The organism is Pseudomonas sp. NBRC 111130 (assembly GCF_001320485.1).
GTDB lineage: Bacteria > Pseudomonadota > Gammaproteobacteria > Pseudomonadales > Pseudomonadaceae > Aquipseudomonas > Aquipseudomonas vlassakiae.
In genome coordinates this window covers 1-14,011 of the sequence record NZ_BCBG01000018.1, presented here as the reverse complement: position 1 = coordinate 14,011, position 14,011 = coordinate 1, and the positions used below count along the sequence as shown (strand labels likewise).

Below are 14,011 nucleotides of genomic sequence, written 5' to 3'. Positions count from 1 at the left end.
CTCGCTCAGGAAAGGGCATCGGCAGCGCGACGCGGTGCCAGCTTGGCAGTCAGCTTGAGGGCGATGGCGCTGAACATCAGGGCGAAGGCCAGTGAGTACCCGCCGCCCATGGGGATGCGTTTGTAGAACGACAGGCAGAACACTCCGGCCAGTACCCACATGCCGGTGCTGTGCAGGGTTTTCCAGGTACGGCCGCCCAGCAGGCGCATCGGTGCCTTGAATGAGGTCAGGGTGAGCAGCAACAGAAACACATAACCGATGCTGCCAGGCAGGCTCGAGGTGACCGTGCGTCCGGCCCAGAACAGTTCAGGAAATTGCTGGGCGTAGCGGTAGATCAGCAGGCCATGCACGGTATGCGAAAAGGCGAAGGCCAGGCCCACGTAGCGTCGCTCGCGGAGCAACCAGCGGCTGCCATTGCCAGGCAGCAAGGTGACCATTGACGAGGCCAGGAAGGCCAGCAGGAACAGTGCGAAAGAGCTGCGCGCAGTGGCGCGGATGGCACTGCGCAGGCCATCCGCACCGGGTGGGTAGCTGAGCAGTACCACGGCGGTCATGAACACGGTCAGGCCAGCAAGAGCGGTGAACAGTTTCCAGCCGGAGGGCAGGGTGAGCGGCTTCATGGGTGACTCCCGGAGTATCGTTGTGTGACCGGGAGTGTGTTGGGAATGAGTATCTGCAGTGTGTCGGTGAAAGCGGCTTTGTGTATCGGACTGTAGTTACCGGAGCTGTATGACGGCCCGCGCGGGCCGCCGCGTTTGTCGTTACAGCTCGATCTGGGCGCATAGCCCGCCGCTTTTTCGGTTGCTCAAGGTCAGCCTGCCGCCCATGGCCTGGGTCAGTTGCTGGGCGATGGCAAGCCCCAGGCCGGTACCGCCCGTGCTGCGGTTGCGCGAGCTTTCTACCCGGTAGAATGGCTTGAGCACTTCGTCCAGCTCTTCGGCGGGGATCCCGGGGCCTTCATCGAGCACCCGGATCAGCGTCTTGCCCCGCTCGCGGCTGACCTCAAGCTGTGCCTTGCCGGCAAATTTCAAGGCGTTGTCCACCAGATTCACCAGCACGCGGCGCAAAGCATGCGGGCGGGTTTCCAGCAGGCTGCCGGTACTACCGTTGCGCTCCACCTGGGCGCCGCTGTCCTGGTAGTCGAACACCACGCTGTCGAGAAAGGCGTCAAGGTTGATCCGGCAGGGCGCCTCGGTGTTGATGTCCATGCTGCGTGCGTAGGCCACGCCTTCGCGGACCAAGTGCTCCATGGCGTCCAGGTCGTGCCAGAGCTTGTCCTTCTCGACGCCATCGTCCATCACCTCGACCCGCAGTTTCATGCGCGTGATCGGTGTTTGCAGGTCGTGGGAAATGGCAGCAAGCAGTTGCATGCGCTCTTTGAGGTAGGCGGCGATGCGCGCCTGCAGGGCATTGAACGCCACGGCGGCGTACTGGACCTCGCGTGGGCCGCTTTCATCCAGCAGCACGCCAGGCTTGTCCGGGTCGAGGGTGTCCACTGCCTGGACCAGGCGGGTAAGAGGCCCGATGGCCAGGCGCACGGCGAGCCAGGTACAGAACAGCAGCACCGCCAGCTGGATCAGCAGTACCAGCGGCAACCAGCGCGCTACCGGGACGGGTGCCGGCGTGACATCGATGGTCAGTGGCGCCCCATCGGCCAGGCGCAGGTGGGCCTGGAAGTGGGCATTGGGGCCGGGAATGTCCTGGAAAGTCAGCGGATACTGGGCACCGATGGCCTTGACGATCGATTCGGCAGCCATGGGAGGATCGGTGCTTGGCATCGCTGAACCCTGCAAGCCTTCGTCCAGCCGGTACCGATAGGTGCGTCGCTCCAGCCTCGGCAGCCAGGCTGCACGCTCGGCAGCAGGCAGGCGGTCGAGGATGGCCACCGAGGTGACCACATCCTGCTCGAGGTTGCTGAGCATCATCGAGCGGCTGCTGATGTAGCGCTCGTACGCCTGCAGGCTGAACGACAAGCCATAGGCCAGCACCAGCCCGGTGAAGAAGATCAGTGCCAGGCGTGAGGCGAGGGTGCGCGGCCATTTCATGCCGGTGACTCGAGCAGTTGCACTGCCAGCGAGAACACATAGCCCTCACTGCGCACGGTCTTGATGCAGCTCGGCTCTCGGGCATCGTCGCCCAGGCGCTGACGCAGGCGGCTGACCAGCAGGTCGATGGAGCGGTCGAAGATGTCCGCCTCGCGGCCTTGGGTCAGGTTCAGCAACTGCTCGCGGCTGAGCACCCGTTGCGGATGGTCGAGGAACACCCGCAACAGGCGGTATTCGGCGCCGCTCAGCGCCACCAGTGTGCCTTCGCTGTCGAGCAGGTGGCGGGCGGTGGTGTCCAGGCGCCACTGGCCGAAGGCGAGCAGGCGGCTGCTTTCACTGATGGTCAGGTTCGGTGGCAGCATGCGGGTGCGGCGCAGCACGGCATTGATGCGCGCCAGCAGTTCGCGGGCGGAGAACGGCTTGGTCAGGTAGTCGTCGGCGCCCATTTCCAGGCCGATGATGCGGTCGGTCTCGTCGTTGCGTGCGGTCAACATCAGAACCGGCGTGTTGCGGTGCTTGCCGGCACGCAGTTCGCGGCACAGCAGCAGGCCGTCGTCGCCAGGCATCATGATGTCGAGGACGATCAGGTCGACGCTGTTGGCCTCGAGGAACGCGCGCATCTGCCGGCCGTCGGCGACGATGCTGGTGCGCAAACCACTCTTTTTCAGGTAATTGCCGACCAGCTCGCGGATCTCACGGTCGTCGTCGACGATCAGGATGTGATCGACATGTTCCATTTGCAGCGTTCCTTTTCAAAAGGGGGGGTGGGCGCAGTGTACCGAGCGCGTAGGGACTTGCCTGTGCGGGTTTGTATTGCAGTGTATCTGGGCTGGGTGGAGATACAGCAGGAAGCAGATCACAGGCCGGGGCGACACATGCGAGATACCTGGCGGGCGTGAAATGGCTCTCACCGGGGAACAGTGATCCCCATTCCTGAAATGTTGCAAGGAGAGATGCCATGAACTTCAAGACCATCGCCAGCGCCAGTGTGTTCGCCGTGCTCAGCTTCGCTGCCGTTGCCGCCAATGCCAGTTCCACGTCCATGAACGACGCCAGCGTCATGCAGTACCGCTACGGCGATCACCTGGATGTAAAGAAGGTGCTGTCGCTGAAAGACGACCAGCGCAATGCCTGCGGCCCGGTCAAGACGCGCATGGACTACCTCGACTCCCAAGGCCAGTATCAGAGCGTCGAGTACCGCAGCTACGCCACGAGCGGTTGCCATGACAACTGATCGCCGACGGCTGCTGAACGTGGCGAGCGTGGCCTTGGCGCTGGTTGGCCTGGGCCTCGCTGGAGGGCAATTGATGGCTCGCGACAGTTTCGGCAGCATGCCGTCGCTGGCCGGTGCCAGCCAGTGGCTCAACTCGCCACCCTTGGACGCCCCGGAGCTCAAGGGCAAGGTGGTGCTGGTGGACTTCTGGACCTGGGACTGCATCAATTGCCAGCGCAGCCTGCCGCACGTCAACGACTGGGCACGGCGCTATGCCGACCAGGGCCTGGTGGTGGTGGGCGTGCATACGCCGGAGTACGACTACGAGCATGATGTCAGCCAGTTGCGAAGCAAGGTGGCCAGCCTGGGTATCGCGTATCCGGTGGCGGTGGATAACGACTATCAGGTGTGGAATGCCTGGGGTAACCAGTTCTGGCCAGCGCATTACTTTGTCGACCGGCATGGGCAGGTGCGGCATGTGCACTTTGGTGAAGGTGATTATGCTGGGCAGGAGAATGTGATAAAGGCGTTGCTGGATGAGAAAGGGTAGGCTTGTGCCGGCCTCTTCGCGGGTAAACCCGCTCCCACAGGATCGCGCAAGCCTTGAAGGTCTGCGCAGTCCCTGTGGGAGCGGGTTTACCCGCGAAGAAGGCTCTGCGGTCTGTCAGGAGAAGCTGGCGAAATGCGCCTGCATCCGCTCGGCATCTGCCTGTTTGCCACTGAACAGCTCGAACGCCTTGACCGCCTGGAACACCGCCATGTTGCTGCCATCGAGCGTGCGGCAACCCAGCGCGCGAGCGGCTTTCAGCAGTTCGGTCTCCAACGGGAAATAGATGATTTCAGCCACCCACAGACGCGGGTGCAACAGCGCCACCGGGAGTGGCGTGCCTGGCAACTTGGCCATGCCCACTGGCGTGGTATTGACCAGGCCATCGGCTTCGGCCACTTCGACCGCTAGGTCCGTGCCAAGTACCGCGCGACCCGTGCCGAAATGGCCATTGAGGTTGTCCACCAAAGCCTGGGCGCGCGTTGCGTCCACTTCGAACAGTACCAGTTGCTCGACCCCTTCGCTCAGCAGCGCATGGGCCACCGCCGAACCGGCGCCACCGGCGCCCATCTGTACCACGCGCCGGCGCGAAACATCCGGCAAACCGCGCCGCAAACCTTCGGCGAAGCCCAGGCAGTCGGTGTTGTGGCCGACCCGCTTGCCATCCTTGAGCACAACGGTGTTCACCGCACCAATGCCACGTGCCTCGTCCGACAGCTCATCGAGCAGCGGCAGGATGGCCTGCTTGAACGGATAGGTGATGTTGAGCCCGGTAAAGCCGGTGTGCTGGGCCGCATCGAGCAGCTGTGCCAGGGCGCTGTCTTCCAGCTGGAGCTGGTCGGCGTCGATCAGGCGATAGAGATAACGCAGGTGCTGGGCGTCGCCTTCGTGTTCGTGCAGGGCAGGGGTGCGCGAAAGCTGGATGCCACGGCCGATCAGGCCGGCGAGGATGGCGGGCTGGCTCATGCGCGCGGCTCCTGGAACATCTCGGCAAAGTGGCTCAGGGCCATGCGGTAGCCATGGCTGCCCAGGCCGCAGATGACCCCCACGGCAATCGACGAGACGAACGACAGGTGGCGGAACGGCTCGCGCTTGTGCACGTTGGACAGGTGTACCTCGATGACCGGGAGTTCGCTGGCCACCAGGGCATCGCGAATCGCTACCGATGTGTGGGTCCAGGCGCCGGGGTTGATCACGATACCGGCACAGCGGCCGCGGGCGGCGTGGATCCAGTCGATCAGTTCGCCTTCATGGTTGGTCTGGCGAAATTCGATTTCCAGGCCGTGGGCGTGGGCAGTGTCGGCGCAACCCTGGGCCAGGTCGGCCAGGGTTTCATGGCCATACTGGGCGGGTTCGCGGGTTCCCAGCATGTTCAGGTTGGGGCCATTGAGCACGAGAATAAGGGGCTTCATGACGGGCATCGCTTTGTTGTTGTTGAATGCCGCTATGTTTGTACCGGGTGGTTAATTCCGTCAATCCGCTCAGGTGTCGCAGGGGGGCAAAGTGGGCGATTATCGAACTTGTCCGGCAGCGTGCCGGATTACGTAATTGTAATGCTGACGCCACCGCCTCGATAACCAGCCTTCTTTACAGTCCATCGCCAACGCTTGTCGACGAGGACTCTCGAAGTGCCCACCCCCCGCAAGATCGCCTTGCTCGGCCTGTTGCTGGCGGCTACCGCCAGCGCCCAGGCCGGGCCAGGCATGAGCCTGCCCGAGGCGTTGAGCGCCGCCTTTGCCAACAACCCTGAACTGGCCGCAGCCGGTCGCGAAATCGGCATTGCCGAGGGCGAGCGGCGCCAGGCCGGGTTGATCCCCAACCCTGAACTGGCCTGGGAAATGGAAGACACCCGCCGCGATACCAGCACCAGCACCGTCACGCTCAGCCAGCCACTGGAACTGGGCGGCAAGCGCGGTGCGCGCATTGCGGTGGCCGGCGCCGGCCAGGCCATTGCCCAGCTTGACCTCGAAAGGCAGCGCAATAGCCTGCGCGCCGATGTGATCCAGGCGTATCACGCCGCCTTGCGTGCGCAGACCGGCGTGGAACTGGCGCAGCAGTCGCAAGCGCTGACCGAGCGTGGCCTGCGGGTAGTCCAGGGCCGGGTCACGGCCGGCCAGTCGTCACCGGTGGAGGTCACCCGTGCCCAGGTTCAGCTGGCCCAGGCCCGGGCCGACGTAAGACGCGCCGAAACCCAGCGCACCGTGGCCTACCAGGCCCTGGCGCGGTTGACCGGCAGCTCGCTGGCGACCTTCGACACCTTGCCGACGGCCAGTCTATCGCCTGGCGCCGCACCTTCGGCCGAGGCCTTGCTCGGCCAGCTCGAACGGACCGCCGAATGGCGCCTGGCAGCTGCCCAGGTCGAGCGCGGCGAAGCGTCGCTGGGGTCGGCAAAGGCCCTGCGCGTGCCCAACCTCACCGTCAGTGTCGGCAGCCAGTACAGCCGTGAGGACCGTGAGCGGGTCAATGTGGTCGGGCTGTCGATGCCCTTGCCGTTGTTCGACCGTAACCAGGGCAACGTGCTCGCCGCGGCACGCCGCGCCGACCAGGCCCGTGACCTGCGCAACGCGGTCGAACTGCGCCTGCGCAGCGAAACCCGCAGCGCCGTTGATCAGTGGCGCACGGCGATGCAGGAGGTGCAGGCCTACGACCAGACCATCCTGCCGTCGGCGCAGCAGGCCGTGGACACCGCTACCCGTGGCTTCGAAATGGGCAAATTCGCTTTCCTCGACGTGCTCGACGCCCAGCGCACCTTGATCGACGCGCGCGGCCTGTACCTCGAGGCCTTGGCCACGGCAACCGATGCACGGGCACAGGTCGAACGGATCTACGGCGATCTGGACGGTTTGAGCAACATTTCGAGCAGCAGGAGCAACAATGACTAACCCCCGCAAATTCGCCCTCCTGGCCGCTGCCATTGCCATTCTCGGCATGGGTGGCTTGGCCTGGACCGGCAACCTTGGCCAGGCCAGCAAAGGCCAGACCAGTCCAGCAGAGCCCCGCCACGACGACCATGGCGAAGACAGCCACGGTCACGCTGATGAAGCGGTTGAAGCGCATCAGGAAAAGGAAGGCGCACTGCACCTGTCGACTGCCCAGATCGAGTCGGCCGGCATCCAGTTGACCACCGCCGGCCCACGCGAACTGGGTACCGCCATCAGCTTCCCCGGCGAGATCCGTTTCGATGAAGACCGCACGGCCCATGTGGTACCACGGGTGCCGGGCGTGGTCGAAGCGGTGCAGGCCGAGCTCGGCCAGTCGGTCAGGCGCGGCCAGGTGCTGGCGGTCATCGCCAGCCAGCAGATCTCCGACTTGCGCAGCGAGCAGCAGGCCGCACAGCGCCGCCTCGAACTGGCGCGCCTGACTTTCCAGCGCGAGCAGCAGCTGTGGCAGGAGCGCATCAGTGCCGAGCAGGATTACCTGCAGGCGCGCCAGGCCTTGCAAGAAGCCGAAATCGCCCTGGCCAATGCCCGGCATAAAGTGGCCGCCGTCGGCCCGGCCGGTGCCGGTAACCGCTACGAGTTGCGTGCCCCGTTCGATGCGGTGGTGGTGGAGAAGCACCTGACCGTAGGCGAAGTGGTCGACGAGACCAGCAACGCCTTCACCCTGTCCGACCTCAGCCGCGTGTGGGCGACCTTCGCTGTCGCACCCCGCGAACTGGCGAGGGTCACCACTGGGCGCAGCGTGACCGTCAGCGCGCCGGACCTCGGCGCCGAAACCGAAGGCACGGTCAACTACGTCGGCAGCCTGCTCGGCGAGCAGAACCGCGCCGCCACCGTGCGCGTCACCCTGGCCAACCCCAGCGGTGCCTGGCGCCCGGGGCTGTTGGTCAATATCGGGGTCAGTGTCGAACGCTTCAAGGCGGCCGTCGTCGTGCCCGAAAGCGCATTGCAGAGCTGGGAGCAGCAGACCGTGGTGTTCGCCCGCACCGACGAAGGTTTCGAGGCCCGCCCGGTGAACACCGGCCGCCGCGACGCCGGCCAGGTAGAGATCACCTCGGGCCTGGCCGCCGGGACCCAGGTGGCTGCTGCCGGCAGCTTCGTCCTCAAGTCCGAGCTCGGCAAAGCCTCTGCCGAGCACAGCCATTGACTGCGGGGATGCTTGCATGTTCGAACGCCTGATCCAATTCGCCATCGAGCAGCGCCTGGTAGTGATGCTCGCCGTGGTGCTGATGGCTGCCGTGGGAATCCACAGCTACCAGAAACTGCCGATCGATGCGGTGCCGGATATCACCAACGTCCAGGTGCAGGTCAACACTGCCGCGCCGGGCTATTCGCCGCTGGAGACCGAGCAGCGCATCACCTTCGCCATCGAGACCGCCATGGCAGGCCTGCCGGGCCTGAAACAGACCCGCTCGCTGTCGCGCTCGGGGTTGTCGCAGGTAACGGTGATCTTTGACGATGGCACCGATCTGTTCTTCGCCCGGCAACTGGTCAACGAGCGCCTGCAGGTCGCTCGCGAGCAGTTGCCCGAAGGCATCGAGGCCGGCATGGGGCCGATCTCCACGGGGCTGGGGGAAATCTTCCTGTGGACGGTGGAGGCCGAGCAGGGCGCACTCAAGGACGACGGTACGCCTTACACGGAGACTGACCTGCGGGTGATCCAGGACTGGATCATCAAGCCGCAGCTGCGCAACGTGCCCGGCGTCGCCGAGGTCAACAGCATCGGCGGCCACGCCAGGCAGTACCTGATCGCCCCCGACCCGAAGCGCCTGGCAGCCTACAAGCTCACCCTCAACGACCTGATCGCGGCGCTGGAGCGTAACAACGCCAACGTGGGCGCCGGCTACATCGAGCGCAACGGTGAGCAGCTGCTGATTCGTGCGCCGGGGCAGGTGGCCTCGGCCGAAGACATCGCCAACATCGTCATTTCCACTGTCGATGGCACGCCCATCCGCGTCAGCCATGTTGCCCAGGTTGGCTTGGGCAAAGAGCTGCGCGCTGGCGCGGCTACCGAAAACGGCCGCGAGGTGGTGCTGGGCACGGTGTTCATGCTGATCGGCGAAAACAGCCGCACTGTGTCCCAGGCGGTGGCGGCCAAACTCGCCGAGATCAATCGCAACCTGCCCAAGGGTGTGGTCGCGGTCACGGTCTATGACCGCACCCACCTGGTCGAAAAGGCCATCGCCACGGTGAAGAAGAACCTGGTCGAAGGCGCGATCCTGGTGATTGCCGTGCTGTTCCTGTTCCTGGGCAACATCCGCGCTGCGCTGATCACTGCCATGATCATCCCGCTGTCGATGCTGTTCACCTTCACCGGCATGTTCAGCAACAAGGTCAGTGCCAACCTGATGAGCCTTGGCGCCCTGGACTTCGGCATCATCGTTGATGGCGCGGTGGTGATCGTCGAAAACGCCATCCGCCGCCTGGCCCATGCGCAGCAGCGCCATGGCCGCATGCTGACCCGTGCCGAACGCTTCCACGAGGTGTTCGCCGCCGCCCGTGAGGCGCGCCGGCCGCTGATCTACGGGCAGTTGATCATCATGGTGGTGTACCTGCCGATCTTTGCCCTGACCGGGGTCGAGGGCAAGATGTTCCACCCGATGGCCTTCACCGTGGTGATGGCACTGCTGGGTGCCATGATCCTTTCGGTGACCTTCGTGCCGGCCGCTATCGCGCTGTTCGTCACCGGCAAGGTCAAGGAGGAAGAGGGCGTGCTCATGCGCACCGCCCGCCTGCGCTACGCACCGGTGCTCAACTGGGTGCTGGGCCGGCGCAAGCTGGCGTTCACCACAGCCGCCGGGCTGGTGCTGCTGTCCGGGGTCATGGCCAGCCGCCTGGGCAGCGAGTTCATCCCCAGCCTCAGCGAAGGTGATTTTGCCTTGCAGGCGCTGCGTGTTCCAGGCACCAGCCTGTCGCAGTCGGTGGACATGCAGCAGCGCCTGGAGCAGGCCATCATCGCCCAGGTGCCGGAAGTGCAGCGGGTGTTTGCCCGCACTGGCACCGCCGAGATCGCCTCCGACCCGATGCCGCCGAACATCTCCGATGCCTACGTGATGCTGCGCCCGCGCGAGCAGTGGGCGGACCCCGGCAAGCCCCGCACGGAACTGATTGCCGAGGTGCAGCGCGCTGCTGCCAGCGTGCCGGGCAGCAACTACGAGCTGTCGCAGCCGATCCAGTTGCGCTTCAACGAGCTGATCTCCGGCGTGCGCAGCGATGTGGCGGTGAAGGTGTTCGGGGATGACATGGAAGTGCTCAACCGTACCGCCGCGCAGATCGCCAGCAGCCTGCAACAGGTACCCGGCGCCGCGGAGGTGAAGGTCGAGCAGACCACCGGCCTGCCGGTGCTGACCATTGATATCGATCGCGACAAGGCTGCGCGCCATGGTCTGAATGTGGGCGACGTGCAGGACGCCATCGCCATCGCCGTCGGCGGGCGCACGGCGGGCACGGTGTACCAAGGCGATCGCCGCTTCGACATGGTGGTACGCCTGCCCGAAACCCTGCGGACCGATGTCGATGGCCTGGGCAGCCTGCTGATTCCGGTCCCCGCCAGCGCGGCGGCCGGCGCGGCACGGATCGGCTTCATCCCGCTTTCGCAGGTGGCCACGTTGAACCTGCAGTTGGGGCCGAATCAGGTCAGCCGCGAGGATGGCAAGCGCGTGGTGGTGGTCAGCGCCAACGTGCGCGGGCGCGACCTGGGTTCGTTTGTCGAGCAGGCCGAGCAGACGTTGCTTGCGCAGGTACAGATCCCGCCGGGTTACTGGACCCGCTGGGGCGGCCAGTTCGAGCAGCTGCAGTCGGCGGCCGAGCGCTTGCGGGTGGTGGTGCCGGTAGCGCTGTTGCTGGTGATGGCTTTGCTGCTGATGATGTTCAACAACCTCAAGGACGGCCTGCTGGTGTTCACCGGGATTCCGTTTGCCTTGACCGGCGGGGTGCTGGCGCTGTGGCTTCGCGAGATTCCGCTGTCGATTTCTGCCGGGGTGGGTTTCATTGCCTTGTCGGGTGTGGCGGTGCTCAATGGCCTGGTAATGATTGCCTTCATCCGCAACCTGCGCGAGCAAGGGCGTGGTGTGCGTGCGGCGGTCGAGGAGGGGGCGTTGACGCGCTTGCGGCCGGTGCTGATGACCGCGCTGGTGGCGTCGTTGGGGTTCATTCCGATGGCGTTGGCAACCGGGACCGGGGCCGAGGTGCAGCGGCCGCTGGCGACGGTGGTGATTGGCGGGATTCTGTCGTCGACGGCGCTGACCTTGCTGGTGTTGCCAGCGCTCTATCAGTGGGCATACAGGCGCGAAGAGGATTGAGATCGCCGGGGCCGCTCTGCGGCCCTTTCGCGACACAAGGCCGCTCCCACAAGGATCGCGCAGTCCCTGTGGGAGCGGCCTTGTGTCGCGAAAGGGCTGCAAAGCAGCCCCAAGGGCCTCAGCTCGAAGCGCGGACTGCAGGGCTCACATCAACCCCAGCTTCATCATGCAACGATATCCTCGATGTCTCCGGCAACGCCAACCCGCCCACCAAGGCCACCAGCGCAATCACCACCAGGTAGAACGCCGGCGCCAGGCTGCTGCCGGTCTGCCCGATCAACCAGGTCGCCACCAGCGGTGCAGTCCCACCAAACAGCGTATACGCCACGTTGTAGGTAATCGCCGAAGCGGTATAGCGGGTCCGCGTAGGGAAACTCTCCGACAGCAATGCCGCCGTCACCACGCCACTGCACAGCGCCCCCACCGCCAGCAGGATCCCCCCCAGCAGCGCCCCCGACATCGACCCGGAGCTGGCCAGCCAGTAAGCGGGGAACACGCAGACCATCACCCACAGGCAGGTGAAGCCAATGGTCTTGCGCCGCCCGACCCGGTCCGAGAAGGCCCCGGCCAGCGGGCAACCGACGGCAGCGAACAGCAGCGCCACGGTGGTCACCAGCAGCGACTGGGCGCGGGTCAGGTTGCCGACCAGTTGCAGGTAGGTGGCGAAGTAGGTGGTGAACATGTAGAACGACAGCGCCGTCAGCGAAATGAACATGCCCAGGTTGCGGATCGCGCGGCCGTGCTTGCGCAGGGTCTCCTTGAGCGGCGAATGTTCATGTTCCTTGCCTTGGGCGATAGCCTCACGAAACGCCGGGGTTTCCTCCATGCGCCAGCGCAGGTACAAGCCCACCAGTCCCAGCGGCGCGGCCACCAGGAACGGGATGCGCCAGCCCCAGGCGGCCATGGTTTCGGCCGACAGGCTGGCTTCCAGACCATAGGCTATGACCGCCGCGCAGGCAAAGGCCGAGAAGGTCGACACAGGTACGAAGCTGCCGTAGAACGCACGCCTGTTGCGTGGCGCATGTTCCATCAGGTAGGCGCAGGCGCCGGCATATTCGCCGCCGGCCGAGAAGCCTTGCAGGCAGCGCGCCAGGGTCAGCAGTGCCGGCGCGGCAAGGCCGATGCTGGCATAGGTCGGCAGCAGGCCGATCAAGGTGGTGGAGCCAGCCATCAGCAGGATGGTCAGCGACAGGATACGCTTGCGCCCCAGGCGGTCGCCCAGTGCACCGAACACGATACCGCCGAGCGGGCGCAAGGCGAAGGCCACGGCGAAAACGGCAAAGGTCTTGAGCAGGGCGACGCTGGCATCTTCGCTGGCGAAGAACTGCCCGGCAATCAGCGTGGCGAGGAAGCCATAGACGGCGAAGTCGAACCACTCGACGAAGTTGCCGATGGCCGAAGCGGCGATGACCCTGCGCAGGGTGGCGGGGGATACCTCATGCGATGCAGACATACGGAAGCTCTCCGGTTTCCATAGGCAGCCTGGATGAATGTGGCGCGCTCAGGCGCGCCATCGTTGTTATCAAGGGCCAGTAGACCGGGTCAGCGGGGGCGGGTGCATCGTTCAGGGCGACATCGGGATGCCTGTTACGACCGCAACGGGCCGACGCTACACCGTAAACACCACGCCGGTGCGCGAGGCCGCGTTGCGGATGTGCTCCTGCATCGCCTTCTGCGCGGCCGCCTGCGAGCGGCGGCTCAGGGCGCGGAGAATCTTGCGGTGCTCCTGCCAGGTTTCCAGGGCGCGTTCCGGGCGAATGAAGGGCAGCTTCTGGCTCTCGAGGAAGATCTCCTGGCTCGCCGTGATCACCTGCAGCATCGCCTGGTTGCCGCAGGCTTGCAGCAACCGCTGGTGGAACGCGAAGTCCAGCCGGGCCGCGGCTTCGAAGCGGCCCGCGCGCAACTCCTGGTGCATCGCCTCGACATTTTCCTCCAGGCGATCGATGTCATCTGCGGTCAGGGCCAGTGCCGCCTGCCCGGCGGCGAAGCCTTCCAGGGCGTAACGCAACTGGAAGGTGTCACTGGCGGACACCTGCTCGGCATAAGGCCAGGCAAACGTCGAGGCTGCAGGCACCGGCGCTTGCACGAACACACCCTTGCCCGGTTGCACGCTGACCAGGCCCAGGGCACTGAGCGACGACAGCGCTTCACGCAGCGATGCCCGGCTCACCCCCAGCTGCTCGGCAAGGTCACGTTGCGAGGGCAAGGCATCGCCGGGTTGATAGGTGCCTTCGTCGATCAGCTTGCGAATGCCTTGCAGGGCCTGTTCGGGGACGGCGCGGGGGAGGGTATCGAGCATGCTGTTCAGACCGGTCGGAGGGCGATGACTTTGGCTTTTTACGGCGATTGCCTTGCGCTGGCAAGTGCTGCTCCGCCCTGGCGCAGCGTAGTGCCCGGCTGCACGAAAGCGGGGCGTGCCCTCGGCGACGCGGGCGGCCGACGGGCAACTGTTCAGACCAGTAAGACCGTTCAGTGCGCGCTTTCCACCGCTTCGTGATGTGCCCGGGCGCACTCTGGCATGGCCCGTGCACTGCCCTGGCGGCAGTCCACTTCCTGAATGCTTGCGAGGCCATCCGATGAAGATATTCCGCCCCCTGTTCCTGGCCACTCTGTTCTGCGGCGGCGCCCTGGCATTGCCAGGCGCGCAGGCCGATGCGCTGGCCGACATCAGCGCCCGTGGCGTGCTCAAAGTGGCGGTGCCGCAAGACTTCCCGCCTTTCGGTTCGGTCGGCCCCGACCTCAAGCCTCGAGGCCTGGACATCGACACCGCCCAGCTGCTGGCCGACAAGCTTGGCGTAAAGCTGGCGCTGACGCCGGTCAATAGCACCAACCGCATTCCGTTTCTCACCACCGGCAAGGTCGACCTGGTGATCTCCAGCCTGGGCAAGAACCCCGAGCGTGCCGCCGTCATCGATTTCTCCCGCCCCTACGCACCGTTCTACCTGGCCGTGTTCGGCCCGGCCGAC

Annotated in this window: 13 protein-coding genes; 6 read left to right on the top strand and 7 right to left on the bottom strand. The window is 65.3% G+C overall.

Annotated elements, in window-relative coordinates; genetic code table 11:
• Nucleotides 1-5: 5 nt before the first annotated feature.
• The 3 genes from APH33_RS10690 to APH33_RS10680 form a co-directional block, all read right to left on the bottom strand.
• A complete protein-coding gene (locus APH33_RS10690) occupies nt 6-620 on the bottom strand; it encodes a ferric reductase-like transmembrane domain-containing protein (protein ID WP_054885102.1) in 615 nt (204 codons plus the stop codon).
• Nucleotides 621-761: 141 nt separating this feature from the next.
• A complete protein-coding gene (locus tag APH33_RS10685) occupies nt 762-2,045 on the bottom strand; it encodes a HAMP domain-containing sensor histidine kinase (RefSeq protein WP_054885101.1) in 1,284 nt (427 codons plus the stop codon).
• On the bottom strand, nt 2,042-2,782 hold the full coding sequence (locus tag APH33_RS10680; protein ID WP_054885100.1) for a response regulator: 741 nt from the start codon (nt 2,780-2,782) through the stop codon (nt 2,042-2,044). Before APH33_RS10680 ends, APH33_RS10685 begins: the two co-directional genes overlap by 4 nt.
• Nucleotides 2,783-3,003: 221 nt before the next feature.
• Here APH33_RS10680 and APH33_RS10675 point away from each other — a divergent pair, with 221 nt between their 5' ends.
• Both APH33_RS10675 and APH33_RS10670 read left to right on the top strand, forming a co-directional pair.
• Nucleotides 3,004-3,279, top strand: a complete 276-nt coding sequence (locus APH33_RS10675; RefSeq protein WP_054885099.1) for a DUF2790 domain-containing protein — start codon at nt 3,004-3,006, stop codon at nt 3,277-3,279.
• Entirely contained in the window at nt 3,269-3,808 is a 540-nt protein-coding gene (locus tag APH33_RS10670) for a thioredoxin family protein (RefSeq protein ID WP_054885098.1), read from the top strand. Before APH33_RS10675 ends, APH33_RS10670 begins: the two co-directional genes overlap by 11 nt.
• 114 nt (nt 3,809-3,922) lie before the next feature.
• Here APH33_RS10670 and APH33_RS10665 read toward each other — a convergent pair whose 3' ends face one another.
• Nucleotides 3,923-4,771: a shikimate dehydrogenase gene (locus tag APH33_RS10665; protein ID WP_054885097.1), complete on the bottom strand. Its 849-nt coding sequence runs from the start codon at nt 4,769-4,771 to the stop codon at nt 3,923-3,925.
• Nucleotides 4,768-5,217 (bottom strand): type II 3-dehydroquinate dehydratase, encoded by a 450-nt coding sequence (aroQ, locus tag APH33_RS10660; RefSeq protein ID WP_054885096.1) that lies wholly within the window; start codon nt 5,215-5,217, stop codon nt 4,768-4,770. The genes APH33_RS10665 and aroQ overlap by 4 nt, the downstream gene beginning before the upstream one ends.
• A 216-nt stretch (nt 5,218-5,433) precedes the next feature.
• Between aroQ and APH33_RS10655 the strand changes: the two genes are divergently transcribed.
• The 3 genes from APH33_RS10655 to APH33_RS10645 are packed head-to-tail and all read left to right on the top strand — an operon-like array spanning nt 5,434 to nt 11,045.
• Nucleotides 5,434-6,687, top strand: a complete 1,254-nt coding sequence (locus tag APH33_RS10655) for a TolC family protein (RefSeq protein ID WP_054885095.1) — start codon at nt 5,434-5,436, stop codon at nt 6,685-6,687.
• A complete protein-coding gene (locus APH33_RS10650) occupies nt 6,680-7,891 on the top strand; it encodes an efflux RND transporter periplasmic adaptor subunit (protein WP_054885094.1) in 1,212 nt (403 codons plus the stop codon). The genes APH33_RS10655 and APH33_RS10650 overlap by 8 nt, the downstream gene beginning before the upstream one ends.
• Before the next feature lie 16 nt (nt 7,892-7,907).
• Nucleotides 7,908-11,045, top strand: coding sequence for an efflux RND transporter permease subunit (locus tag APH33_RS10645; RefSeq protein WP_054885093.1), 3,138 nt, complete (start codon nt 7,908-7,910; stop codon nt 11,043-11,045).
• A 118-nt stretch (nt 11,046-11,163) separates the two neighbouring features.
• Here APH33_RS10645 and APH33_RS10640 read toward each other — a convergent pair whose 3' ends face one another.
• A complete protein-coding gene (locus APH33_RS10640; RefSeq protein ID WP_054885092.1) occupies nt 11,164-12,498 on the bottom strand; it encodes an MFS transporter in 1,335 nt (444 codons plus the stop codon).
• A gap of 156 nt (nt 12,499-12,654) precedes the next feature.
• Nucleotides 12,655-13,344: a FadR/GntR family transcriptional regulator gene (locus APH33_RS10635; RefSeq protein ID WP_054885091.1), complete on the bottom strand. Its 690-nt coding sequence runs from the start codon at nt 13,342-13,344 to the stop codon at nt 12,655-12,657.
• Between the two features lie 277 nt (nt 13,345-13,621).
• On the opposite strand from APH33_RS10635, the gene APH33_RS10630 reads away from it, so the two are divergent.
• On the top strand, nt 13,622-14,011 hold a 390-nt coding region (locus APH33_RS10630), incomplete at its 3' end, for a transporter substrate-binding domain-containing protein (RefSeq protein ID WP_156351929.1).

Excerpts from the sequence above, each read along its gene's own strand:
- APH33_RS10690 (WP_054885102.1), bottom strand. The coding sequence starts at position 620 with ATGAAGCCGCTCACCCTGCCCTCCGGCTGGAAACTGTTCACCGCTCTT.
- APH33_RS10685 (WP_054885101.1), bottom strand. The coding sequence starts at position 2,045 with ATGAAATGGCCGCGCACCCTCGCCTCACGCCTGGCACTGATCTTCTTC.
- APH33_RS10680 (WP_054885100.1), bottom strand. The coding sequence starts at position 2,782 with ATGGAACATGTCGATCACATCCTGATCGTCGACGACGACCGTGAGATC.
- APH33_RS10675 (WP_054885099.1), top strand. The coding sequence starts at position 3,004 with ATGAACTTCAAGACCATCGCCAGCGCCAGTGTGTTCGCCGTGCTCAGC.
- APH33_RS10670 (WP_054885098.1), top strand. The coding sequence starts at position 3,269 with ATGACAACTGATCGCCGACGGCTGCTGAACGTGGCGAGCGTGGCCTTG.
- APH33_RS10665 (WP_054885097.1), bottom strand. The coding sequence starts at position 4,771 with ATGAGCCAGCCCGCCATCCTCGCCGGCCTGATCGGCCGTGGCATCCAG.
- aroQ (WP_054885096.1), bottom strand. The coding sequence starts at position 5,217 with ATGAAGCCCCTTATTCTCGTGCTCAATGGCCCCAACCTGAACATGCTG.
- APH33_RS10650 (WP_054885094.1), top strand. The coding sequence starts at position 6,680 with ATGACTAACCCCCGCAAATTCGCCCTCCTGGCCGCTGCCATTGCCATT.
- APH33_RS10645 (WP_054885093.1), top strand. The coding sequence starts at position 7,908 with ATGTTCGAACGCCTGATCCAATTCGCCATCGAGCAGCGCCTGGTAGTG.
- APH33_RS10640 (WP_054885092.1), bottom strand. The coding sequence starts at position 12,498 with ATGTCTGCATCGCATGAGGTATCCCCCGCCACCCTGCGCAGGGTCATC.
- APH33_RS10635 (WP_054885091.1), bottom strand. The coding sequence starts at position 13,344 with ATGCTCGATACCCTCCCCCGCGCCGTCCCCGAACAGGCCCTGCAAGGC.